The 22,072-nt window shown below is 73.8% G+C and carries 23 protein-coding genes and 1 other RNA gene; 10 read left to right on the top strand and 14 right to left on the bottom strand.

Annotated elements, in window-relative coordinates; genetic code table 11:
* The first annotated feature begins 25 nt into the window (after nt 1-25).
* From lipB to ACFUVW_RS00375, 3 genes are all read left to right on the top strand, one after another.
* Complete coding sequence (gene lipB, locus ACFUVW_RS00385) at nt 26-703, top strand: lipoyl(octanoyl) transferase LipB (protein WP_430569364.1); 678 nt, start codon at nt 26-28, stop codon at nt 701-703.
* A gap of 115 nt (nt 704-818) precedes the next feature.
* Nucleotides 819-1,829 (top strand): lipoyl synthase, encoded by a 1,011-nt coding sequence (gene lipA / locus ACFUVW_RS00380; RefSeq protein ID WP_430569358.1) that lies wholly within the window; start codon nt 819-821, stop codon nt 1,827-1,829.
* A gap of 11 nt (nt 1,830-1,840) precedes the next feature.
* Nucleotides 1,841-2,590 (top strand): DUF4191 domain-containing protein, encoded by a 750-nt coding sequence (locus tag ACFUVW_RS00375; protein ID WP_430569357.1) that lies wholly within the window; start codon nt 1,841-1,843, stop codon nt 2,588-2,590.
* Between the two features lie 68 nt (nt 2,591-2,658).
* Here the strand turns inward: ACFUVW_RS00375 and ACFUVW_RS00370 are convergent, their stop codons facing one another.
* Nucleotides 2,659-3,117, bottom strand: coding sequence for an RDD family protein (locus ACFUVW_RS00370; RefSeq protein ID WP_430569356.1), 459 nt, complete (start codon nt 3,115-3,117; stop codon nt 2,659-2,661).
* 190 nt (nt 3,118-3,307) lie between these two features.
* Between ACFUVW_RS00370 and glnA (ACFUVW_RS00365) the strand changes: the two genes are divergently transcribed.
* Nucleotides 3,308-4,732, top strand: a complete 1,425-nt coding sequence (gene glnA / locus ACFUVW_RS00365) for a type I glutamate--ammonia ligase (protein WP_430569355.1) — start codon at nt 3,308-3,310, stop codon at nt 4,730-4,732.
* Between the two features lie 126 nt (nt 4,733-4,858).
* Here glnA (ACFUVW_RS00365) and ACFUVW_RS00360 read toward each other — a convergent pair whose 3' ends face one another.
* The 5 genes from ACFUVW_RS00360 to glnA (ACFUVW_RS00340) all read right to left on the bottom strand — a co-directional run bounded on the left by ACFUVW_RS00360 (nt 4,859) and on the right by glnA (ACFUVW_RS00340) (nt 11,192).
* A complete protein-coding gene (locus ACFUVW_RS00360) occupies nt 4,859-4,999 on the bottom strand; it encodes a hypothetical protein (RefSeq protein WP_430569354.1) in 141 nt (46 codons plus the stop codon).
* A gap of 115 nt (nt 5,000-5,114) precedes the next feature.
* Complete coding sequence (locus ACFUVW_RS00355; RefSeq protein ID WP_430569353.1) at nt 5,115-5,408, bottom strand: hypothetical protein; 294 nt, start codon at nt 5,406-5,408, stop codon at nt 5,115-5,117.
* 72 nt (nt 5,409-5,480) lie between these two features.
* A complete protein-coding gene (locus ACFUVW_RS00350; RefSeq protein ID WP_430569352.1) occupies nt 5,481-6,527 on the bottom strand; it encodes a DUF808 domain-containing protein in 1,047 nt (348 codons plus the stop codon).
* A gap of 124 nt (nt 6,528-6,651) precedes the next feature.
* Complete coding sequence (locus tag ACFUVW_RS00345) at nt 6,652-9,858, bottom strand: bifunctional [glutamine synthetase] adenylyltransferase/[glutamine synthetase]-adenylyl-L-tyrosine phosphorylase (protein ID WP_430569351.1); 3,207 nt, start codon at nt 9,856-9,858, stop codon at nt 6,652-6,654.
* The gene (gene glnA / locus ACFUVW_RS00340) at nt 9,855-11,192 is read right to left on the bottom strand and encodes a type I glutamate--ammonia ligase (protein ID WP_430569350.1); all 1,338 of its coding nucleotides are present in this window, start codon (nt 11,190-11,192) and stop codon (nt 9,855-9,857) included. The genes ACFUVW_RS00345 and glnA (ACFUVW_RS00340) overlap by 4 nt, the downstream gene beginning before the upstream one ends.
* A 118-nt stretch (nt 11,193-11,310) precedes the next feature.
* Here glnA (ACFUVW_RS00340) and panB point away from each other — a divergent pair, with 118 nt between their 5' ends.
* Nucleotides 11,311-12,183, top strand: a complete 873-nt coding sequence (panB, locus tag ACFUVW_RS00335) for a 3-methyl-2-oxobutanoate hydroxymethyltransferase (protein WP_430569349.1) — start codon at nt 11,311-11,313, stop codon at nt 12,181-12,183.
* Here panB and ACFUVW_RS00330 read toward each other — a convergent pair.
* Both ACFUVW_RS00330 and ACFUVW_RS00325 read right to left on the bottom strand, forming a co-directional pair.
* Nucleotides 12,180-13,031, bottom strand: coding sequence for an alpha/beta fold hydrolase (locus ACFUVW_RS00330; protein ID WP_430569348.1), 852 nt, complete (start codon nt 13,029-13,031; stop codon nt 12,180-12,182). The genes panB and ACFUVW_RS00330 overlap by 4 nt on opposite strands.
* Before the next feature lie 54 nt (nt 13,032-13,085).
* Nucleotides 13,086-13,283 carry an SPOR domain-containing protein gene (locus ACFUVW_RS00325; protein WP_430569347.1) on the bottom strand — a complete coding sequence of 66 codons (198 nt, stop codon included), beginning with the start codon at nt 13,281-13,283 and terminating at the stop codon, nt 13,086-13,088.
* A gap of 28 nt (nt 13,284-13,311) precedes the next feature.
* Between ACFUVW_RS00325 and ppgK the strand changes: the two genes are divergently transcribed.
* Entirely contained in the window at nt 13,312-14,079 is a 768-nt protein-coding gene (gene ppgK / locus ACFUVW_RS00320; RefSeq protein ID WP_430569346.1) for a polyphosphate--glucose phosphotransferase, read from the top strand.
* Nucleotides 14,080-14,107: 28 nt separating this feature from the next.
* Here the strand turns inward: ppgK and ACFUVW_RS00315 are convergent, their stop codons facing one another.
* Nucleotides 14,108-14,491 carry an STAS domain-containing protein gene (locus ACFUVW_RS00315; protein WP_430569345.1) on the bottom strand — a complete coding sequence of 128 codons (384 nt, stop codon included), beginning with the start codon at nt 14,489-14,491 and terminating at the stop codon, nt 14,108-14,110.
* Between the two features lie 263 nt (nt 14,492-14,754).
* Here ACFUVW_RS00315 and ACFUVW_RS00310 point away from each other — a divergent pair, with 263 nt between their 5' ends.
* Both ACFUVW_RS00310 and ACFUVW_RS00305 read left to right on the top strand, forming a co-directional pair.
* Nucleotides 14,755-15,468 (top strand): DUF1990 family protein, encoded by a 714-nt coding sequence (locus ACFUVW_RS00310; RefSeq protein WP_430569344.1) that lies wholly within the window; start codon nt 14,755-14,757, stop codon nt 15,466-15,468.
* 165 nt (nt 15,469-15,633) lie between these two features.
* Nucleotides 15,634-16,473: an alpha/beta hydrolase gene (locus ACFUVW_RS00305; protein ID WP_430569343.1), complete on the top strand. Its 840-nt coding sequence runs from the start codon at nt 15,634-15,636 to the stop codon at nt 16,471-16,473.
* 26 nt (nt 16,474-16,499) lie between these two features.
* Here the strand turns inward: ACFUVW_RS00305 and rnpB are convergent.
* The 3 genes from rnpB to ACFUVW_RS00290 form a co-directional block, all read right to left on the bottom strand.
* Nucleotides 16,500-16,889: RNase P RNA component class A (rnpB, locus tag ACFUVW_RS00300), an RNA gene on the bottom strand.
* Between the two features lie 56 nt (nt 16,890-16,945).
* Nucleotides 16,946-17,329 (bottom strand): tautomerase family protein, encoded by a 384-nt coding sequence (locus tag ACFUVW_RS00295; RefSeq protein ID WP_430569342.1) that lies wholly within the window; start codon nt 17,327-17,329, stop codon nt 16,946-16,948.
* Nucleotides 17,330-17,406: 77 nt separating this feature from the next.
* On the bottom strand, nt 17,407-18,018 hold the full coding sequence (locus tag ACFUVW_RS00290; RefSeq protein WP_430569341.1) for a PadR family transcriptional regulator: 612 nt from the start codon (nt 18,016-18,018) through the stop codon (nt 17,407-17,409).
* Nucleotides 18,019-18,084: 66 nt separating this feature from the next.
* Between ACFUVW_RS00290 and ACFUVW_RS00285 the strand changes: the two genes are divergently transcribed.
* Nucleotides 18,085-19,278 (top strand): FAD-dependent monooxygenase, encoded by a 1,194-nt coding sequence (locus tag ACFUVW_RS00285; protein ID WP_430569340.1) that lies wholly within the window; start codon nt 18,085-18,087, stop codon nt 19,276-19,278.
* 99 nt (nt 19,279-19,377) lie between these two features.
* Nucleotides 19,378-20,214 (top strand): YaaA family protein, encoded by an 837-nt coding sequence (locus tag ACFUVW_RS00280; protein WP_430569339.1) that lies wholly within the window; start codon nt 19,378-19,380, stop codon nt 20,212-20,214.
* 407 nt (nt 20,215-20,621) lie between these two features.
* Here the strand turns inward: ACFUVW_RS00280 and ACFUVW_RS00275 are convergent, their stop codons facing one another.
* Both ACFUVW_RS00275 and ACFUVW_RS00270 read right to left on the bottom strand, forming a co-directional pair.
* Entirely contained in the window at nt 20,622-21,317 is a 696-nt protein-coding gene (locus ACFUVW_RS00275; protein WP_430569338.1) for a histidine phosphatase family protein, read from the bottom strand.
* On the bottom strand, nt 21,317-22,066 hold the full coding sequence (locus tag ACFUVW_RS00270; protein WP_430569337.1) for a zinc ribbon domain-containing protein: 750 nt from the start codon (nt 22,064-22,066) through the stop codon (nt 21,317-21,319). The genes ACFUVW_RS00275 and ACFUVW_RS00270 overlap by 1 nt, the downstream gene beginning before the upstream one ends.
* Nucleotides 22,067-22,072: the final 6 nt, after the last annotated feature.

Raw genomic sequence — 22,072 nt, 5'->3', positions numbered from 1 at the left:
GGCTAGCCTCGGCCGGGTGGACGTGATGACGCTGCCCGGACTGACCGACTACCACGAGGCGTGGGAGCTCCAGCGCCGCGTGCACGCCGACGTCGTCGCCGGCGACCGCCCCGACACGCTGATCGTCGTGGAGCACCCCGACGTCTACACGGCCGGGCGGCGCACGCACCGCGACGAGCGCCCCACGGACGGCACGCCCGTCGTCGACGTCGACCGCGGCGGCAAGATCACGTGGCACGGCCCCGGGCAGCAGGTGGTCTACCCGATCCTGCGCCTCGCCGAGCCCATCGACGTCGTCGCGTACGTGCGCGCGCTCGAGGAGGCCGTCATGGAGGTGTGCGCCGGGTTCGGTCTCGCCACGATCCGCGTCGAGGACCGCACCGGGGTCTGGTTCGCCGCCGACGGCGACCGTCTCGAGCGCAAGGTCTGCGCCATCGGGGTACGCACCGCCAAGGGCGTGACGATGCACGGCATCGCGCTCAACTGCGACGCCGACCTGAGCCGCTTCGACAGCATCGTGCCGTGCGGCATCACCGACGCCGACGTCACCTCGCTGACCATCGAGAGCGGCCGGCACGTCACCCTCGACGACGTCCGCGCACCGCTGGTCGACGCCCTCGCCCGCCACCTCGACCCCCTGCGCGCGACCCCCGCCTCGGCCGTCACCACGGCGCGTGTTGCTGAGGTCACGTCCACACGGTGAGCACGTCGCGGCGCCGGGACGAGCCGCTCACGTACTCTGACCAGGTCCGGCGGCGAGGTCCGCACAGGCCCCGCCGCCCGACGTCCACCTGCTCGACGACGACCGGGAGACACCCGTGACGATCGCACCCGAGGGCCGCCGCATGCTGCGCATCGAGGCCCGCAACGCCGCCACCCCCATCGAGAAGAAGCCCGAGTGGATCAAGACGAAGGCCACGATGGGTCCCGAGTACCGGGAGCTCAAGGGCCTGGTCAAGGGCGAAGGCCTGCACACGGTGTGCGAGGAGGCGGGCTGTCCCAACATCTTCGAGTGCTGGGAGGACCGCGAGGCCACGTTCCTCATCGGCGGTGACCAGTGCACCCGCCGCTGCGACTTCTGCCAGATCGACACGGGCAAGCCGGCCGACTTCGACGCCGACGAGCCGCGTCGCGTCGCCGAGTCCGTGCGGACCATGGGGCTGAAGTACTCGACGATCACCGGCGTCGCGCGCGACGACCTCGCCGACGGCGGCGCCTGGCTGTACGCGGAGACCGTGCGTCAGATCCATGCGCTCAACCCGGGCACCGGCGTCGAGCTGCTCATCCCGGACTTCAACGCCATCCCCGAGCTGCTCGACGTCGTCAACGAGTCGCGGCCCGAGGTCATGGCGCACAACGTCGAGACGGTGCCCCGCATCTTCAAGCAGATCCGCCCCGCGTTCCGTTACGAGCGCTCGCTGTCGGTGCTCACCCGGGCGCGGGAGGCCGGCCTGGTCACCAAGTCGAACCTCATCCTCGGCATGGGCGAGACCATCGACGAGGCGCGCGACGCGCTGCAGGACCTGCACGACGCCGGCTGCGACCTCGTGACGATCACGCAGTACCTGCGCCCGTCGCTGCGCCACCACCCCGTGGACCGCTGGGTGCGCCCCGAGGAGTTCGTCGAGCTGTCCGAGGCGGCCGAGGAGATGGGCTTCCTGGGCGTCATGGCCGGTCCCCTGGTGCGTTCGTCGTACCGCGCGGGCCGGCTGTGGGGCCAGGCGATGACGCGCCGCAGCCTGCCGATCCCGGAGTCGCTCGCGCACCTCGCGGAGCCGACGACGTCGCGCCAGGAGGCCGCGAGCCTGCTTGCGCCGCGAGCCCACTAGACTTGACGACCATGGCCCGCACCAAGTCCGACGCCGGCGCGCCCGCCGACGCCACCGGTAAGCAGAAGAAGCCCAAGAAGCAGCGCTGGTACCACCAGGTGTGGGCCGCGTACCAGATGACGCGCAAGCAGGACCCCACGGTGACGTGGCTGATCCTCGGCGTGTTCGTCGGGATCCTCGCGGTCGTCGCCGCGGTCGTGCTGCTGCTCGACCTGCCGACCGGCTTCCAGATCCTGTACATCGTCGTGCTCGGCGTCCCCTTCGCGGCGCTCGGCGCGATGTTCACCCTGACGCGCAAGGCCGAGAAGGCCGCGTACACCCAGATCGAGGGCCAGCCCGGCGCCGCCCGCGCGGCGCTGGGCACCGTCCGCGGCGGGTGGGAGTTCGCGGACGAGCCGGTCGCGATCAACCCGCGCACGCAGGACTTCGTGTTCCGCGGCGTCGGCCGCCCGGGCGTCGTCCTCGTCTCCGAGGGCCCGTCGCACCGGGTGCAGCGTCTCCTCGAGGACGAGCGCCGCAAGACGGCGCGCGTGCTGCCGAACGTGCCGATTACCCTCATCCAGGTCGGCAACGAGGAGGGCCAGGTCCCTCTGCCCAAGGTCGCGAAGAAGGTGCAGAAGCTCAAGCGCACCCTCACCCGCCCCGAGGCCGACCAGGTCAAGAAGCGCCTCAAGGCGCTCGGCGGCGCCCGCCTGCCGATCCCGAAGGGCGTGGACCCGATGAAGGCGCGGCCGGACCGCAAGGGGCTCAAGGGCCGCTGAGCCTCTCCTGCTCGAACCACCGCCGAAGGACCGGGTCGCCACGCGCGACCCGGCCCTTCGGCGTCGTGTCAGCGCCGCACGAGGACGGTGCCGGCAGCGCGGTCGTGCAGGCCGCGTCCGTCGCGGTCCCACACGACGGCGGGGATCACGAGGCACAGCAGCACGGTACGGACCGCGCCGCGCGCGAACCCCGGCGCGACGCCGTCCGGGGCGCCGAGGGTGCGCACCTGCATCCCGAGGAGGCGGTGGCCGATGGTGAACCCGACGGTGCTCACCAGCAGCAGGTTCTCCAGCGCGAAGATGCCGAGCGTGATCCACGAGTTCAGCTCCGCGAACGACGCCGGGCTCGTCACCAGGTAGGCGATGAGCGTCGCCACCGCCCAGTCGACGACGAGGGCCACGGCGCGGCGCCCGAGGCGAGCCAGCGAGCCGCGGCCGGCCTCGGGGAGGCCGAGGCGCCCGCTGCCACCGGCGTCGTCACGTCGTCCGCCCTCGAGCCACGACCCCATGTCCTCCCGCGATGCCATGCGTCAAGGCTACGCGGCGCTCCGGGCGCGCCCGCCGTAACGTGTTCGAAACAATGGCGCCATGCCGGAGAAACGCCGCCACCCTACGGTCGTGGTCGTCGAGCGGCGAGCACGAGCCCGTCGCGCCCAGTCCTTCGGAACCGTCCGGCGGCACCGACCGAACGGCACCATCCACGCAAGGAGTGCATGCATGTTCACGAACGCCGAGGAGGCCATCGCCTTCACCCGTCGCGAGGGGGTGGAGTTCATCGACGTCCGCTTCATCGACCTGCCGGGCGTGATGCAGCACTTCAACATCCCCGTGGAGCAGTTCGACGAGTCCTCCTTCACCGAGGGCCTCATGTTCGACGGCTCGTCGATCCGCGGCTTCCAGGCGATCCACGAGTCCGACATGAAGCTCGTGCCGGACGTCACCACGGCGTACCTGGACCCGTTCCGCAAGCGCAAGACGCTCATCGTGAACTTCTCGATCGTGGACCCGTTCACGGACGAGCCGTACTCCCGCGACCCGCGCACGATCGCCGCCAAGGCCGAGGCGTACCTGAAGTCCACCGGCATCGCGGACACCGCGTTCTTCGCCCCCGAGGCCGAGTTCTACGTCTTCGACGACGTCCGCTTCTCGACGAACCAGCACGAGAGCTTCTACAGCCTCGACTCGGTCGAGGCCGCGTGGAACACCGGGCGCGAGGAGGAGGGCGGCAACCTCGGGTACAAGACCCGCTACAAGGGCGGCTACTTCCCCGTCTCCCCCAACGACCAGTTCGCCGACCTGCGTGACGAGATGTGCGCGGTCCTGGCGGAGGTCGGGCTCGACGTCGAGCGCGCGCACCACGAGGTGGGCACCGCCGGCCAGCAGGAGATCAACTACCGGTTCAACACCCTGCTGCACTCGGCCGACGACCTGATGAAGTTCAAGTACGTCATCAAGAACGTCGCCTGGCAGCACGGCAAGACCGTCACCTTCATGCCGAAGCCGATCTTCGGCGACAACGGGTCCGGCATGCACTCGCACCAGTCGCTGTGGCTGAACGGCGAGCCCCTGTTCTACGACGAGAAGGGCTACGGCGGCCTGTCCGACACGGCCCGCTGGTACATCGGCGGCCTCCTCAAGCACGCGCCGTCGCTGCTCGCCTTCACCAACCCGTCGGTGAACTCCTACCGCCGCCTGGTGCCCGGCTACGAGGCCCCGGTCAACCTGGTCTACTCGGCCCGCAACCGCTCCGCGTGCATCCGCATCCCGGTGACCGGCTCCTCGCCGAAGGCCAAGCGCGTCGAGTTCCGCGTGCCGGACCCGACGGCCAACCCGTACCTCGCGTTCGCCGCGCAGCTCCTCGCCGGCATCGACGGCATCAAGAACCGCATCGAGCCGCCGGCACCGATCGACAAGGACCTGTACGAGCTGCCCCCCGAGGAGCACGCGCAGATCGCCCAGGTGCCGGCCTCGCTCGAGGAGGCCCTCGACAACCTCGAGCGCGACCACGAGTTCCTCACGCAGGGCGACGTCTTCTCCGAGGACCTCATCGCCACCTGGATCGACTACAAGCGCACCAACGAGATCGACCCGATCCGCCTGCGCCCGCACCCGCACGAGTTCGAGCTCTACTACGACATCTGATCGGCGGCCCGCCAGGGCCGCTGAGATCGCCCGGGACGGCGGCCCTCCCTGCGGGGAGGGCCGCCGTTCCGCGTCTCCGCGACCCGGCAGGCGCGCCCGGGTACGGGACGGCGTCGACCGGCGATGTCAGGCCATGCGCCCGATAGGCGGCACCGGGCCGTCCGTCGGCCGGTCCCGCCCGCATCGCGCGCACAGCAGGTACTGGGAGTCCTCGTTCTGGCGCCGGAGCCACTTGTGCATGCCGAGCATGCAGCGCACGTCCCTCATGACGCGCTCCCCTCGATGACGCGGACGTGGCGACGGCCGCCACGGGTCGCCGTTCCAGGCTAGGTCTCGGTCGGTCCGCTCGACAGCCGGGGCCGCAGCACGGGCGCGACGCCTTCTAGCGCCGGGTGACGGCACCCGCCCACAGCCAGACGAAGCCCTCGCGGCCGTGGGAGTCGACGTACCGCACGTGCACCTGCGCGTCGGTCCAGGCGGTGGCCTCGCCGTCGACGAGCTGCTCGCCGGACTGCCGTGACGTGATCCAGGCCCGCACGGGGATGCCCCGCTCCGGGCGCGTGATGTGCGCCCCGTCGCGCGATCTGCCCGGCGCACCCTCGGCGGCGTCGCGCAGCGGCACCCGGTCGACCGCGCCCGACGGCCCGCCGGCATCGTCCCGTCTCCTGCTTCCCACGGGAGCAGGATAGCCTCGGTTCGAACGTCTGTTCTATACCCTGCGTCGCGGGCGTGCCGGGCGGACGACGGCTCAGGCCTGCGGCTCGTCGGTGGACGTCGGCCGGGCCTCGGTCCCACGCTCGACACCGGGCTCGTCGTGGTGCTCGTCGTGGTGCTCGTCGTGGTGCTCGTCGTGGTGCTCGTCGTCGTGCTTCTTCCCGAACGGCAGCACGTGCATGACGGCGACGACGACGGCACCGACGATCACGCCGACGAGGGCGGAGAAGAAGGTGTTCACGAGCCAGCCGAGGAAGCCCCCGATGCCGGGCACGGCGTGCGCGGCGGCCTCCTCGAGGTGGTGGACGAACTCGTACGGGGCGTCCCAGCCGAGCTCGTGGGTGCCGTTCAGGAGGATGTGGCCACCGACCCACAGCATCGCGACGGTACCGACGACGGAGATCACGGCCAGCACCTTCGGCATGCCGGACACCAGGCTGCGGCCCAGGCGCTGGCTGGCGCGGGACTCGCGGCCCGCCAGCGCGAGGCCCATGTCGTCCATCTTCACGATGACGGCCACGACGCCGTAGACGATGACGGTGATCGCCAGGGCCACGACGAGGAGGATCACCAGCCGGGAGAAGAACGGCTCGTGCGCCACCTCGTCCAGCGCGATGACCATGATCTCGGCCGAGAGGATGAGGTCCGTGCGGACCGCGCCGGCGACGAGCGTCTTCTCCGCGTCCGGCCCGACGGCCGCGGCGGGCTTCTCGTGCCCCTCGTGGCCGCGCAGCCTGCCCCAGATCTTCTCCGCGCCCTCGAAGGCGAGGTAGGTACCACCGATCATGAGGATGGGCGTGAGCAGCCAGGGCGCCCACTGGCTCAGGATCAGGGCGATCGGCAGGATGATGAGGATCTTGTTGCGGATCGACCCCCAGGCGATCTTCTTGACGATCGGGATCTCGCGGTCCGCGGCCACGCCGTGCACGTACTGCGGGGTCACGGCGGTGTCGTCGACGACGACGCCCGCGGCCTTCGCGGTGGCGCGCCCGGCGGCGGCCCCGACGTCGTCGAGCGAGGCGGCGGCGAGCTTGGCGATCGCCGCGACGTCGTCGAGCAGGCCGAGCAGACCGGCGCTCACGCGACCGCTCCCGGGGATCGACGAAGGGCGGACGGCGCGCCCGCGGGCGACAGCGGTGACATGCGCATGGACATATCGTGCCGCACGCCGCCGCGCGAGGTGACCACGTCTCGGCCCGGCATCATCATTCCTCCCCGTAGAAGACGCGCTCCACGACGGCGCGGGCACGACGGGCGGTGCGCAGGTAGAGCTCCTCGAGCGCTCCCCCGGTGCCCACGTCGCCGAGCAGGGCGGCGACGCCGGCCAGGTCGCGCGAGTCGTGCGGCAGCCGGTCGGTCTGCGCTCCTGTGGTGCGCCCCGACCAGAGCACGACGGCGGAGCGCAGGCGCGAGGCCAGCACCCAGGCGTCGCGCAGCTGGGCGGCGTCCTCGGGGTCCAGGAGGCCCGCCGACGTCGCGGCGTCGAGCGCCGCGACCGTGCCGGTGGTGCGCAGGGCGGGCACCTGGGCCGCGTGCTGCAGCTGGAGCAGCTGCGCCGTCCACTCGACGTCGGCGACACCGCCCCGGCCGAGCTTCAGGTGACGCGACGGGTCCGCGCCGCGGGGAAGGCGCTCCGCCTCGACGCGGGCCTTGATCCGGCGCACCTCGCGCAGGCGCGCACCATCGAGCCCACCCTCCGGGTAGCGCAACGGGTCCACGAGCGCCTCGAACCGCGAGCCCAGCGAGGCGTCGCCGCCGACGTCGCCCGCCACCGGCCGGGCGCGCAGCAGCGCCTGGGCCTCCCACACGCTCGACCACCGCCCGTAGTACTCGGCGTACGAGTCGAGCGTGCGCACCAGGGGTCCCTGACGACCCTCCGGGCGCAGGTCCGCGTCCACCGGCAGGGCCGGCTCCGGGCCGACCTCGGACAGCAGGGCCCGCAGGCGCGTCGCGGTGCGCGTGGCGAAGTCCTGCGCGAGCTGCGGGTCGGCGCCCGGCACCGGCTCGTGCACGAACATCACGTCCGCGTCGGAGCCGTACCCCATCTCGCGCCCGCCGAGCCGACCCATCGCGACGACCAGCAGCCGCGTGGGGTTCGCCGTGGGCGACTCCCCCAGGCCGAGCTCGGTGCGCGCCACGTGCTCGGCGACCCGCAGTCCCCCCGCCAGCACCACGTCCGCGGCGTCCGAGACCGCCGCCGCCGCGTCCACCGGCGGCAGCAGGCCGAGCACCTCGGCCGCCCCCGTCCGGGCCAGCTCGCGGCGGCGCAGCGCGCGCAGGCGCTGGGCGGCCGCCTTCGCCTCGTCCGCGCGGGTGAGGAGCGCGTCGGTCTCGGCCGCCAGCCGCTGCGGGCCCCGGGGCTCGAGCCCGGACGTGTCCGCCAGCCAGCGCACCGACTCGGGCGAGCGCGCCAGGGCGTCGGCGAGATAGGTCGACGACGCCAGCAGCCGGCTCAGGTGGTACGCCGCGTTCTCGGAGTCGCGCAGCAGGCGCAGGTACCAGGGCGTGGCGCCCAGCTCGTCGGACAGCTTGCGGAACGCCAGCAGCCCGGCGTCCGGGTCGGCTCCCTCCGCGAACCAGCCGAGCAGCACCGGCAGCAGCTGCCGCTGCAGCGCCGCCCGGCGCGTCGTGCCCGCCGTCAGCGCCACGACGTGCCGCATCGCGCCGTCGGGGTCGCGGTAGCCGACGGCGGCGAACCGCTCGCGCGCGACGTCCGGGGACAGCGACAGCTCGGCGTCGGAGAGCTGCGCCGAGGCAGGCAGCAGCGGCCGGTAGAAGACCTCCTCGTGCAGGGCGCGCACCTCGCGTCGGGTCGCTCGCCAGCGCTCGAGCAGCCCCGAGGCGCCCTCCGCGCGCATGCCGAGCGACCGGGCCAGGCGCCGCAGGTCCTCCTCCGCGGTGGGCAGCAGGTGGGTGCGGCGCAACCGGTACAGCTGCACCCGGTGCTCCAGCGCGCGCAGGAACCGGTAGCAGACCGCCATCCGCGCGGCGTGCTCGCGCCCGACGTACCCGCCGGCCGCGAGCGCGGCGAGCGCGGACAGCGTGTGCGGCGAGCGGATCTGCGGGTCGGCCCGCCCGTGCACGAGCTGCAGCAGCTGCACGGTGAACTCGACGTCGCGCAGGCCACCCTTGCCCAGCTTGATCTGCCTGTCCGCCTCCGCGGCGGGGACGTGCTGCTCGACCCGGCGGCGCATCGCGCGGGCGTCCTCGACGAAGTGCTCGCGGTGCACCGCCGACCAGATGAACGGGTCGACCGCGGCCCGGTAGTCGCGCCCCAGCGCCGCGTCGCCGGCCACGGGGCGCGCCTTGAGCAGGGCCTGGAACTCCCAGGTCTCGGCCCACCGCTCGTAGTACGCGACGTGGCTCGCGAGCGTGCGCACCAACGGCCCCTGCGCGCCCTCCGGCCGTAGCGCGGCGTCCACCGGCCACAGCGCAGGCTCCGCGGACGCGGCCGAGCACACGCGCTGCAGCCCGGTCGCGAGGCGCGTGCCGACGGCGAGCGCCGTCGGCTCGTCGAGCACGCTCCCGTCCGGCAGCACGCCGGGCTCGCACACGTACACGACGTCGACGTCGGAGACGTAGTTCAGCTCTCTCCCGCCGGTCTTGCCCATGCCCAAGACGGCGAGCCGCACGCCCGCGCCGTGATCGTCCAGGTCGGCCCGCGCGACGGCGAGCGCGGCCTCCAGGGCCGCGGACGCCAGGTCGGCGAGCGCCGCCCCGACGACGGGCATGCGCGTCAGCGGCTCGCTCGCGGTGAGGTCGTCGGCGGCGAGCGCCAGCAGGCGCGCGCGATAGGCCCGGCGCAGCGCGTCCGTCGTGGTCGCCGCGCCCGCGTCGGGCCAGCCGTCGCCCGGCCCGGAGCCCGGGTCGGCGGCCACCGGCACCGCGGCGTCCGGGTCGGCGCCGACGGCGCGCAGCAGCGCGGCGCGCACCTGCGCCGGGCCCGTCACGGTGCGCGGGCCGGGGTCGGCGCCGTCCGCCCCCTCGTCGGCGCCGTCCGTGTCATCCGTGCCGTCGGTGTCCGCGGCGTCGTCGACGTCGTCGAGCGCCGCGCCGTCGGGCACCGCGAGGACGTCGAGCAGCTCGGGACGGCGCACGACCTCGTCGCCCAGGGCCGACGAGGCCCCGAGCACGGCCAGCAGCCGGGTGCGCGCCCGCGGCGGGGCGCCCTCGTCGAGCAGTGCCCCGAGCCGCTCACGGGCGTCGGGATGCTCAGCGAGACGCACCAGCTGCAGGAGCGCGAGGTCCGGGTCGGCGCACGTCCCGACCGCGCCCAGGAGCGCGTCCGCACGTCCGGGCGCCGCGAGGGCCTCCTGCAACGCCGGGTCGGACCAGAGCGACGCCGACCGGGTGAGGTCCGCGAAGCCGGCGTGCAACAACCGGCTCGTGAGGGTCGGCGGGCGGGCGGTCACAGGTTCTGCAGGAACCGGCGCAGCTCGTAGGGCGTGACCTGCGCGCGGTACGCGTCCCACTCCTGCCGCTTGTTGCGCAGGACGTAGTCGTAGACGTGCTCGCCGAGCGTCTCGGCCACCAGCTCGGAGCGCTCCATGAGCTCGATCGCCTCGTCGAGCGACTGCGGCAGCGGGGCGATGCCGAGCGCGCGGCGCTCGCGGTCCGTGAGCTCCCAGACGTCGTCGCCCGTGGCCTCCGGCAGCTCGTAGCCGTGCTCGATGCCCTTGAGCCCGGCGGCGAGCAGCACCGCAAACGCGAGGTAGGGGTTGGCCGCCGAGTCGAGCGCCCGGTACTCCACGCGGGCGGAGTTGCCCTTGCCCGGCTTGTACATGGGCACGCGCACGAGGGCGGAGCGGTTGTTGTGCCCCCAGCAGATGTAGCTGGGCGCCTCGGCGCCGCCCCAGAGCCGCTTGTACGAGTTGACGTACTGGTTGGTCACGGCCGTGATCTCGGCCGCGTGCACCAGCAGGCCCGCGATGAACTGGCGGGCCGTCTTCGAGAGCTCGAACTGCGCGCCGGGCTCGTGGAAGGCGTTCTGGTCGTCCTCGAACAGCGACAGGTGCGTGTGCATCCCGGAGCCCGGCTGGTCGGCGATCGGCTTGGGCATGAACGACGCGAACACGCCCTGCTCGAGCGCCACCTCCTTGACCACGGTGCGGAAGGTCATGAGGTTGTCGGCCGTGGTCAGCGCGTCGGCGTACCGCAGGTCGATCTCGTTCTGGCCCGGCCCGGCCTCGTGGTGGGAGAACTCGACCGAGATGCCCATCGACTCGAGCATCGTGATCGCGGCCCGGCGGAAGTCGTGCGTGCTGCCCCGGGCCAGGTGGTCGAAGTAGCCCCCGTTGTCGACCGGGACCAGCGGGTCCTCCGGCGACGCGAGCTGGTTGAACAGGTAGAACTCGACCTCGGGGTGCGTGTAGAAGGTGAAGCCCCGGTCGCTGGCCTTGGCGAGCGTCCGCTTGAGCACGTTGCGCGAGTCCGCGAGCGAGGGCTCGCCGTCGGGCGTGAGGATGTCGCAGAACATGCGGCCCGTGCCGTGCCGCTCGCCGCGCCAGGGCAGCACCTGGAACGTGGTGGGGTCGGGCTTGGCGATCATGTCCGCCTCGTAGACCCGCGTCAGCCCCTCGATCGAGCTGCCGTCGAAGCCGATGCCCTCCGTGAACGCCTGCTCGAGCTCGGCCGGGGCGACCGCCACCGACTTCAGCACCCCGAGCACGTCGGTGAACCAGAGCCGGATGAAGCGGATGTCGCGCTCCTCGACCGTGCGGAGCACGAACTCCTGCTGCCTGTCCATGAACCCATCCTGCCCGAGAAGTGTTAACGGGGTATGTCCTGGCGCCTCCCCCGCGCCCGCCCGGCTCCGACCTGGACGGATACCCGGTACCGCGCGTCGGAGGCATAGGCTGGCCGCCATGTCGAACCCCGGTCCCGACGCCGCCGCCGACGTCGCCGCAGCCCCCTCGCCCGCCGCCGACCTCACGCGCCGGCGGCGCGTCCGGGTCCACCACCTGGCCGAGGCCAAGGAGCGCGGCGAGAAGCTCACGATGCTCACGGCGTACGACGCCGTGACGGCCCGGATCTTCGACGCGGCGGGCCTCGACCTGCTGCTCGTGGGCGACTCGATCGGCAACACCATGCACGGGCACGCGACGACGCTCCCGGTCACCCTCGACGACATGATCCCGCCGGCCCGCGCCGTCGCGCGCGCGGCCGAGCACGCGCTCGTCGTCGTCGACCTGCCGTTCGGCACCTACGAGGCCGGGCCGGAGCAGGCCCTCGCCTCCGCCGTCCGCGTCATGAAGGAGACCGGCGCCGCTGCGATCAAGCTCGAGGGCGGCCGCCGGTCCGCGGCCCAGATCCGGGCGCTCACCGACGCCGGCATCCCCGTCGTCGGGCACCTCGGCTTCACGCCGCAGTCGGAGAACATCCTCGGCGGCCCGCGCGTGCAGGGCCGGGGCGACGACGCCGCGGAGGCACTGTGCGAGGACGCGCTCGCCGTCCAGGAGGCCGGGGCGGTGGCCGTCGTGCTGGAGATGGTGCCGGTGGAGGTCGCGGCGCGCGCCACCGAGATCCTGCGCATCCCGACCATCGGCATCGGAGCGGGCCCGCGCGTCGACGGGCAGGTGCTCGTCTGGACGGACATGGCCGGGATGACCGACTGGTCGCCGCGGTTCGCGCGCCGGTTCGCGGAGGTCGGCAACCTGCTGCGGCAGGCGGCGCAGGACTACGCCACCGAGGTCCGGGGAGGCACCTTCCCCGACGCCGCGCACTCCTTCGAACGCTAGACGTCGCCGGCGGCGAGCATCGCCGCCGCGACCCGGCCGGCGGCGGAGTCGGGGACCGCCGTCGACGCGTCCTCGAGGACCAGCAGCCTCGCCCCCGGGATCTCGGTTGCCAGCGCCTCCCCGTTGCCGACCGGGAAGAACGGGTCGCGCCGGCCGTGCACCACGAGCGGCGGGACGGCGAGCTCGCCGAGGCGTTCGCGCCAGCGGGGAGCGCAGTCGAGGGCGGCGAAGACCGTGCCCTGCTGGTTGGCCGCGTGCACCGCGGGAGTCGTTCCCGGCGTCCGGTCCCAGACCCGACCGGCGACGGCGCGCGCCGCGACAGGATCGTCACCGAGGATCTCGGCGCTGCGCGCGGCGTGGTCGGCCACGGCGTCGCGGTCGGACCAGTCCGGCTCCGGCAGTGAGAACAGCCGGCCCATCGCCGCGGCGTCGTGGTCGGGCAGGTCGTCGTCGACCGGGCCCGGCGCGACGGGCCGCGTTCCGACGAGGGTCAGCGCCGCGAACGCCTCCGGGTGGTCGAGCGCGGCGACCTGCGCGACGAACCCGCCCACACCCACGCCCGCCAGGTGCGCCGGCCGGTCGTCGAGCTCCCGGGCGAGCGCCGCGGCGTCGGCCGCGAGGTCGCGCAGCGTGTAGGCCGGCGCCGCCGGGTCCACGGTCGTGGACGCGCCCGCGTCGCGCAGGTCGTACCGCACCACGTGGCGCCCGCCGCGCGCCACGGCGTCGCAGAGCGCGTCCGGCCAGGAGAGCATCGTCGTGCCGCCCGCGCAGAGCACCAGCGGGTCCGACTCGTCCCCGAAGTGCTCCACGCCGAGCGTGACGTCGTTCGCCTCGATCGTCGTCGTCATGCACGGGTCGACCTCGGGCGAGGCCCGGAGTCATCGCTCTGCGAGGCGCCGCCGTCAGTCCTTGCCGCGCCAGTCGGCGTCGTCGCCCTCCCACTCCTCGTTGCGGCGCTGCGCCGAGTCCAGGGCGTTACGGGCCGCCTCGCGGGTGGGGTAAGGGCCCATCCGGTGGCTCCAGCTGGAGCGGTCGCGGCTCTCCTCGACCTCACCGGTCTTGGTGTTGTACCAGTACTGCACCGGGCTTGTGTCGCTCATAGGACGATCCTGCATCAAGATGGGGCCCATGGTGGAGGCAGCGCAGCCGGTCGCGTTCGGCATCGACATCGGCGGTTCAGGCATCAAGGGGGCGCCGGTCGACCTGGCGACAGGCGAGTTCGCGGACGAGCGGCGCCGCATCCCGACCCCCGAGAGGTCCACCCCGGAGGCCGTCGCGGAGGTGCTCGCCGAGCTCGTCGACTCGTTCGAGCTGCCGGCCCACGTGCCGGTCGGCGTCGCCTTCCCCGCCCCGATGGACCACGGCGTCGTCCGGTTCATCGCCAACCTGCACAAGTCGTGGAAGGGCGTCGACCTGCCCGCCCTCGCCCGCGAGGCCACGGGACGGCAGGTGACCGCCGTCAACGACGCCGACGCGGCCGGCGTCGGCGAGCAGCGGTACGGCGCCGCGCAGGGGCGCGACGGGGTCGTCCTCATGGTCACGCTCGGCACCGGGATCGGGTCCGCCCTGCTCGTGGACGGCGTGCTCGTGCCGAACACGGAGCTCGGCCACCTCGAGATCGACGGGCACGACGCCGAGTCACGGGCCGCCGAGTCCGCCCGCGAGCGCCACGACCTGTCGTGGCACCAGTGGGCCGCGCGGCTGCAGCGCTACTTCGAGACGGTCGAGATGCTCCTCGCCCCCGAGCTCATCGTCGTCGGCGGCGGCGTGAGCAAGCACCACGAGAAGTTCCTGCCCCTGCTGAACCTGCGCGCGCCGATCATCCCCGCCACCCTGCGCAACCGGGCGGGGATCGTCGGTGCCGCCGCGCTCGCCGCCAGCGGTCGCGACCACTGACGCACAGCTTTCGCTCCGTCGTCCGCCCTCAGCCGGCGAGGCTGTGCGGGGCGGCGGGCGCCGTCGGGGTCGCAGGTCGGTCGAGGAGGTTCGCGTCCTCGCCCACGTCGAGGTCGAGCATGCGCAGCACGTCGAGCACCGCGGCCGGCGGCCGGTGCAGCGACACCCGCAGACCCTCGTCGCGCCCGATCCGGCAGAGCTGGACGAGGAAGGCGACCCCGGCGGAGTCGATGAACGTCACCCGCGACGTGTCGACGACGACGGGAAGGTCGCGCTCGAACGCCCTCGCGAGCGCTGCGCTCGCCTCGTTGCGCAGGGCGATGTCGATCTCGCCCCACATGTCCACCACGCTCACGTCGGTCCGCTCCACCAGGGCGATACCCCCGGCCTGCGCCTCGTCGGTGAAAGTCACTGCCACACCTTCGTCCCACGTCCTGCGTCCCTGCGCGCCTCGGTCTCGAGCGCTGCGATCCGGACTCGCGACCTCGTTGTCACGACGCGGCAACGTTACACCCGGGCCGACCAGAAACGGAACCTCGGCATAGGAACTCTTTACGCAGCGTTCACACCTGCGGAACCCTCGGCTCGACCCCGCACCACTGCCCGGGAGGCGGACCCGAGCCTGTCACGACGCCCGCCTGCACGCTCGGCACACCCGTGCGGCACCATGACGGGGTGCGTGCGACACCTCGGGACGACGGCACCTGGTTCACCGTGCGGGACGACGCCTCGAGAGCAGCGCGGGTGGCCGCGATCCGGGCGGCGCTGAGCGCTCAGCGAGACCGTCTAGAGCGGGTGGAGATCGACGTGCTCTCGGACGAGGAGTGGCCCGACGAAGCGTGCGCCGCCGTCCGCGTCGCGGAGGCACGCCTCGCCGCGGGCCGACAGCGCAGCACGTCGCTCACCCTCGACCCTCGGTCCGACGAGGACCTCGGCCTCGCGACGGTGCTCGCGCCGCACAGCATCGGCGGTTCGGCGACCGACGACACCGGCGCGCTCGTCTGGGACGCCAACGACACCGGGACGAGCGCGGCGTTCCGGCTCACCCCGTCCGAGGTGGCGGCGGTGCGCACCGCCGTGGAGCGAGCCGGGGGCGGGCGCGACGACGTGGTCACGCTCGCGAGCCACCACCTGGGGCTCCGGGAGCTCGGCTACGACGCCGTGGGCGACGGCCACCCCGTCTCCGGAGAGGAGGCCTTCATCGTCCACCGCGACGACGACGGGACCGTTCGCCTTACGCTGCGTGCCCTCACCCGGCCCGGCCGAGGCCTGTGGCGGGCGTTATTCCCCGCGATCCTCGTGGCCCAGCGGCTCTACCGCCGGCGATACCTGCGCGCCCTTCTGCCGACCGCCACGAGCGGCGATCGGCGCAGGCCTGCGCGCGGGTGAACTTTCGCGTCCCGCCGAGCCATGGTGGGAGCGCTTCCCTAACGGTTGATCCGTGCCGGCACCGACGCACGCCTCCTGACGATCCGGGCAGCGGACACGCCCGCCCGACACCGACCGCGACCGGCTGCGCGCGGATCCTTGGCGTCCACCCCGAGAGGCCATGCCATGAGCGACACGACCGGAACGACCGCGCCCGACACCATCGTCCTCGTCCACGGACTGTGGATGACGCCCCGCAGCTGGGAGGGCTGGGTCCAGCACTACCAGCGCCAGGGCCTCACCGTCATCACGCCCGCCTACCCCGGCTTCGAGATCGAGGTCGAGGCCCTCCGCGAGAACCCGGAGGTCATCGCCGACCTGACGGTCCCGGAGACCGTCGAGCACCTCGCCGGCGTCATCGAGGGCCTGGACCGGCCGCCGATCATCATGGGTCACTCCTTCGGGGGCACCCTCCCCCAGATCCTCCTCGCGCGCGGTCTGGGGGCCGCCGGGGTGGTCGTCGACTCGGCCCCTCCCGAGGGGGTCCGCGTCAACCCGCCCTCGCAGGCGAGGTCGCTCTTCCCCGCGCTGAAGAACCCCGCGAACCGGCACCGCGCCGTCGCGTTCACCCCCGAGGAATTCCACTACGCGTTCACCAACACGCTCTCGGAGGAGGAGTCGCGTGCGGTCTGGGAGCGCTACGCGATCCCGGCCCCCGGCCGCTGGATCTGGGACTACGGCCTGATCGCCAACGTCAAGCCCGGCCACCAGGAGACCTGGGTGGACTTCAGCACCGACCGCGCGCCCCTGCTCTTCATCGCCGGCGAGCTCGACCACATCATGCCCCCGTCGGTGAACCGGTCGAACGCCAAGCACTGGGAGAAGTCCCCGGCCGTCACGGAGTACGTCGAGCTCGAAGGCCGGGACCACTGGACCTGCGCCGCCCCGGGCTGGGAGGACGTCGCCGACCGCGCCCTCGGCTGGGCCCTCGAGCACGCCGCCAGGCCGGAGCCCTCCGCGGCCTGACCGACGGCCGGCCCGGGCGGAACGTGCGGACGAGCCGGTCTGTACGCCGGGTTCTGTTCCCGCGCCCGGTTGCCCGGGCGCGGGCGACGGTCATCCATCTAGGCCCTGCGTTGCCGCAGGGCTCGAGCGGTCTACCCGGGAGCATCGGGCGGGCAACCCTCGAACGCTCCCTGTCTGACCTTGCTCCAGGTGGGGTTTACCGAGCCACGACCGTCACCGGCCGCGCTGGTGGTCTCTTACACCACCGTTTCACCCTTACCGCCACCGGTCGCCCGGCGACGGCGGTCTGCTTTCTGTGGCACTGTCCCGCGGGTCACCCCGGGTGGCCGTTAGCCACCACCTCGCCCTTCGGAGCCCGGACGTTCCTCGGCGACGGCGCCCGAGAGCACCGCCGACGCGACCGTCCGACCGACTCGTCCGCGTCGCACAGTCTATGCGCGGTCGAGCCGGTCGGACGCCCACGTCGGTACGGTCACACGTCGACCTTGTAGCTCAGGGCCAGCTCGTCGCCGGACCGGCCGCGGATGCCCCAGCTCTCGGCGGGCGACTCGATCACGACGAGTTCGACGTCGTCCGGCGCGACGCCCAGCGACGGCGCGACGTCGTCGTACACGCGGCGGATCAGCTCGCGCTTGGCCTCCCGCGTGCGGCCGGCGAAGGCGACGATCTCGATCATCAGGTAGTCGTCCGAGCGCGGGGCGACGAGGTCACCGTCGTCGAGCAGCAGGAACCGGTGGAACCGCTTGTCCTCGGGGATCTGCCAGGCCCCGACCAGCGCCGCGTGCAGCGCGTCGGAGACCTCCGTGCGCCGCTGACCCCACACCCGGCGGTTGCCGTAGATCTTCACCTGGACCATGCCCGGGGACGCTAGCGGAGCCGGCGACCCGCGTCACGGTCGGGTCCCACCTGGTGGACGTGGCGGGGGCGTCCGGGTCAGACGTCGCCCTCGTGCCGCGCGCTCGTCGCACGCATCTGCTCGGCGTCCCACGTGAGCGCCCCGGACCGCAGGTCGTCCACCACGCCGCGCACCCAGGCGAGCTCGGCGGCGGTCACCGCGACGAGGTGCTCCTGCTCGAGCATGAGCACGCGCGGCAGGCCCATCCGGGCCATGAGCTCGTCCTCCGCGGCGGCCTTCTCGAGGATCGCCTCGAGGTTCGCGGCCCGCTCCTCGAGCCGGTCCGCGACCAGGCCGGGCGCGTGCAGGGAGACCACCGCGAGCACGGCGCGGAACTCCGGGAACTCCCGCGCGGGCGCGACCAGCGCCGCGTCCATCCATCGCCAGAGCACCTCGCGGCCCGCGTCGGTGAGGGCGTAGACGACCCTGGCCGGCGCCGAGTCGGCGGCGACCTTCTCGTGCACGGCGACGTACCCGTCGCGCTCGAGGCGGTCGAGCGCCTGGTAGACGCTGTTGCTCCGCGCCACGTTGACGACGGCGTCCTTCTGGCGGGTCTTGAGCAGGCGCTGCATCCGGTACGCGTGCATCGGCTCCTCGGCGAGGAGCGCGAGCAGCACCATCGCGAGCGGCGAGCGCGGTCGGTCGGTCACGGGCACAGCCTACGGCCGCGCCCGATCCCCTTGCCAACTTATGGTTAGCCATTTTATGGTGGCGTCATGGATGCACTCGTGATCGGAGGTGGCGTCGCCGGGCCGGCGACCGCCATGGCACTCCGCAAGGCCGGCCTCGACGTCCGCGTCGTCGAGGCCTACGACCGGTCCGCGGACGACGCCGGCTCGTTCCTCACCGTGGCGCCCAACGGGCTGCACGCGCTCGGGGTGCTCGGCGTGGACCATGCCGACCTCGGGGGCTTCGACACCCCCACCATGCAGATGCGCAACGCCGCGGGGCGGCTGCTGGCCACCGTCCCGCAGTCCGCGCCCGGCGGCGGGCTGCGCAGCCAGACGGTGCGGCGCGCCGACCTGTACGCCGCCCTGCGCGACGCCGCCGCCCGGCGCGGCATCGCCGTCGAGCACGGCAAGCGGCTCGTCGACGCCGCGGTCGGGGCCGACGGCCGCGTCACCGCGGCGTTCGCCGACGGCACCACCGCCACGGCCGACCTCCTGGTGGGGGCCGACGGGCTCCGCTCCCGCACGCGCCGCCTCCTCGACCCGGACGCCCCTCCCCCGCGCTACACGGGGCTGCTCAACAGCGGCGGCTACGCCACGGGCGTCGACGTCCCCGGCGAGGACGGCGTCTTCACCATGGTGTTCGGGCGGCAGGCGTTCTTCGCCTTCGTCCGCAGAGGGCCCGGCGACGTGTGGTGGTTCGCCAACGTGCCGCAGCCCGCGGAGCCGTCCGACGCCGACCTGGCGGCGTGGACACCGGAGGCGTGGCGCGCCGAGCTGCGGTGCCTCTTCGCCGACGACGACTCGCCCGCGCTCGCCCTGATCGACGCGACCCCCACGATCGACGGCCCCTGGAGCACCCGCGACCTCCCGCAGGTCCCGGTCTGGCACCGCGGCCCGATCGGTCTCGTGGGCGACGCCGCGCACGCGATCTCCCCCACCTCCGGCCAGGGCGCGTCCCTGGCGGTCGAGGACGGCCTCGTCCTGGCGCGCTGCGTCCGCGACCTCGGCGACCCCGCCGCCGCGCTCGCCGCCTTCGAGGCGCTGCGCCGCCGCCGGGTAGAGCGGCTCGTCGCGCAGGCGAAGCGCACGTCGAACCTCAAGATCCCCGGCGTGGTCACCCGGACCCTGCGCGACCGCGTCATCCTGCCCCTCGTGGGCCGGGCCGCCACCCGTCGCACGCACGACTGGGTCACGGACTACCGCGTCGACTGGGACGAGCCCGTCAGCGCACCCCGCTGACCCGCCGCCCCGCTGACCCTCCGCCCCGACCCTGCCCGCACCCGGCGCCGGTGACCGACCTCACCGCGGCGGGGCGACGCCCGCGACTAGGGTGTCCGGGTGCTGATCTGCCTGCCGCCCTCCGAGGGCAAGACGCCCGCGCCAGCCGGCGCCGCTCCCGTCGACCTCGAAGGCCTCACGGGGGCGCAGCAGCTCACCGCGCAGCGGCTGGCCGTGCTCGACGCCCTCGCTGCGGTGAGCGTGCGGCCGGACGCGACCGAGATCCTCGGGGTGGGCGCGTCGCTCGGTGCGGAGGTCGCACGCAACACCGAGCTCAAGGACGCACCGACGGCGCCCGCCGCCCACGTCTACACCGGCGTCCTCTACGCGGCGGCCGGCCTCGCCGAGCTGCCCGCGGACGCCGCCCGGCGTGCCGCCGACGACGTCCGCGTCTTCTCGGGCCTGTGGGGCGCCGTCTCCCCCGCCGACCGCATCCCCGCGTACCGCCTCTCGATGGGCGTCGACCTGCCCGGAGTCGGCAAGCTCGCCACCGCGTGGCGGCCGCACCTGGCCGCCGCCCTCGACGCCCGCGCCGCGGGCGACGTCGTCGTCGACTGCCGGTCGGCCGCGTACCTCGCCGCCTGGAAGCCGGCCACCACCGGCGACGCGGCCGCGGACTGGGTCACCGTCCGCGTCGTGCGCGAGACGGACGGGAAGCGCGCCGTCGTCTCGCACAACGCCAAGCACACGCGCGGCGTGCTCACCGGCCACCTGCTGCGCCGCTCCGGCCCCGCGCCCACCAGCGCCGCGGAGCTGCTCGACGCCGCCCGCGAGCTCGACGGGCAGGTCATCGGCACGGAGGTCGGCACGGGCCTGTCGTACCGGATGGTCGAGGCCACCCTGCACGACGCCGCCACCCGCCGCGGCCCCAGCACCCTCGAGGTCGTCATCGCCTGACGGGCGGGACGCCCCCTACCCGGCGCACACTGGTCCGCATGGCCTACGACCAGGACCTCGCCGCCCGCGTCCGCGACGCCGTCGGCGAGCGCGCGCCGTTCGTCGAGCGGCAGATGTTCGGGGCGTCGCATTCATGGTGAACACCCACATGGCCGTCGGTGTGGGCGACGACGAGCTCATGGTGCACGTCGGCACGGGCGGTCACGCGCAGGCACTCGCCGACGGCGCGCACGAGATGAGGATGGGCGAGCGCACCATGCGCGGCACGGTCGTGGTGGGTCCCGCCGTCACCTCGGACGACGACGCGCTGCGCGTGGGTCGACCGCGGCGTGGACCTCGCGCTCGCACTACCGCCGAAGCCACCGAAGCCACCGAAGCCCTCGAAGCGCTGACGTCGCCGGGCAGGCTCAGCCGTCGGTCGGGAAGCCCGCCGCGGTGACCTCCGCGAGCGCGGGCTCGCCTTCTTCCCCGAGCCCGTAGCGCAGCACGGTCAGCGAGCAGGGCGGCACCCGCAGCAGGCGCCACGACGACACCGGCGCGCCGAGCGACCGCCCCGCCAGGGCGCGGATCGTCACGGTGTGCGCGACGACGACGGTCGCGGCGCCCGGCTCCGTCGCGGTGACGACGTCGCGCAGCCCGGCCCACGCCCGCTCGCCCACGTCGGCGTACGACTCGCCGCCGGGCGGACGGTCGGTACCCGTCGTGGCCCAGGCGGCGAACTCCTCGGGCCAACCGCCGGCGATCGCGTCGGGGGTGAGGCCCTCCCAGTCGCCGAACACGCACTCGGCGAACCGGTCGTCCGGTCGCACGTGCTGCCCGGTGCGGCGCCCGACGGCAGCCGCGGTCTCGAGCGTGCGCACCAGGGGCGAGGCGACGAGGGCGCCGACTCGCGGCAGGTCCGGCCACAGGTCCTTGCCGATGCGGAAGACGGCGTCCGCGGCGCGCGCGGCCTGGGTGCGCCCCCGCGACGTCAGCGCCGGCCCGGGGACGCCGCCGCCCGAGTAGGCGCGCGCCTCGGTCAGTTCCGTCACGCCGTGCCGGACGAGCACGACGGTGCGCAGGTCCGCGCCCGCCGCGGGGCTCGCTCCGGACGGTCGGGCCATCAGGCCGTGGCGCCGTCGTCCGGCAGGCGCACGAGGATGCGGCCGCACTCCTCGCAGCGCACGACCTGCTCCGGCGCGGCCGCCTTGGCGGCGGCGAGGTCGCCGGGGTTGAGGTCGAGGCGGCACCCCTCGCAGCGGCCGCCGCGCAGCGCCGCGGCGCCGACGCCGCCGAGCTGCGCGCGCAGCTTGTCGTACAGGGCGACCAGGCCGGCGTCGAGGCCGGCCGCGGCCGCCTCGCGCTCCGCCTTGACCTTCGACCCGGTCGCGTTGATCTCGGCCCAGGCCTCGTCCCGCTCGGAGGTGGCCTTCGCCTTGGCGGCCTCGAGCTCGGCGTGCGCCGACTCCACCTCGGCCAGCGAGCCCTGGTGCGCCTCGAGGCGCTCCATGACCTCGATCTCGGCGTCCTCCAGGACCGACTGGCGGCGCGCGAGGGACTCGAGCTCGCTCACCAGGGCCTGGGAGTCCTTCGCCGACAGGGCGCCGGAGTCGAGCTTCTGCTGGTCGCGCTCGGCGCGGGTGCGCACCTGGGCGACGTCGGACTCCGCCTTGGCGAGCTCCCGCTCGAGGTCGGCCACGGCGGTGCGCGAGTCGACGAGCGAGGTGTGCAGGTCGCCGATGCGGCCGTCGAGCTCCGCGATGGTCGCCAGCGCCGGGTGGTTGCGGCGCTGGTGGACGAGCTGCTGCAGCCTCGTGTCGAGGGCCTGGACCTCGAGCAGTCGGCGCTGGTCCTCGGGGGGTGCAGTGGCCACGGGCGG

This window comes from Isoptericola sp. NPDC057391 (assembly GCF_042668085.1).
In the GTDB taxonomy this organism is placed as follows: Bacteria; Actinomycetota; Actinomycetes; order Actinomycetales; family Cellulomonadaceae; genus Isoptericola.
The sequence above is the reverse complement of the archived record's forward strand: the minus strand, read 5'-3'. Positions and strand labels throughout refer to the sequence as shown.

Coding starts and splice junctions, on each gene's coding strand:
- ppgK (WP_430569346.1), top strand. CDS start 13,312: ATGGTGGAGGCAGCGCAGCCGGTCGCGTTCGGCATCGACATCGGCGGT.
- panB (WP_430569349.1), top strand. CDS start 11,311: ATGTCGAACCCCGGTCCCGACGCCGCCGCCGACGTCGCCGCAGCCCCC.
- ACFUVW_RS00325 (WP_430569347.1), bottom strand. CDS start 13,283: ATGAGCGACACAAGCCCGGTGCAGTACTGGTACAACACCAAGACCGGT.
- ACFUVW_RS00285 (WP_430569340.1), top strand. CDS start 18,085: ATGGATGCACTCGTGATCGGAGGTGGCGTCGCCGGGCCGGCGACCGCC.
- ACFUVW_RS00305 (WP_430569343.1), top strand. CDS start 15,634: ATGAGCGACACGACCGGAACGACCGCGCCCGACACCATCGTCCTCGTC.
- ACFUVW_RS00360 (WP_430569354.1), bottom strand. CDS start 4,999: ATGAGGGACGTGCGCTGCATGCTCGGCATGCACAAGTGGCTCCGGCGC.
- ACFUVW_RS00275 (WP_430569338.1), bottom strand. CDS start 21,317: ATGGCCCGACCGTCCGGAGCGAGCCCCGCGGCGGGCGCGGACCTGCGC.
- ACFUVW_RS00295 (WP_430569342.1), bottom strand. CDS start 17,329: ATGGTCCAGGTGAAGATCTACGGCAACCGCCGGGTGTGGGGTCAGCGG.
- ACFUVW_RS00375 (WP_430569357.1), top strand. CDS start 1,841: ATGGCCCGCACCAAGTCCGACGCCGGCGCGCCCGCCGACGCCACCGGT.
- lipB (WP_430569364.1), top strand. CDS start 26: ATGACGCTGCCCGGACTGACCGACTACCACGAGGCGTGGGAGCTCCAG.
- ACFUVW_RS00370 (WP_430569356.1), bottom strand. CDS start 3,117: ATGGCATCGCGGGAGGACATGGGGTCGTGGCTCGAGGGCGGACGACGT.
- ACFUVW_RS00330 (WP_430569348.1), bottom strand. CDS start 13,031: ATGACGACGACGATCGAGGCGAACGACGTCACGCTCGGCGTGGAGCAC.
- glnA (WP_430569355.1), top strand. CDS start 3,308: ATGTTCACGAACGCCGAGGAGGCCATCGCCTTCACCCGTCGCGAGGGG.
- glnA (WP_430569350.1), bottom strand. CDS start 11,192: ATGGACAGGCAGCAGGAGTTCGTGCTCCGCACGGTCGAGGAGCGCGAC.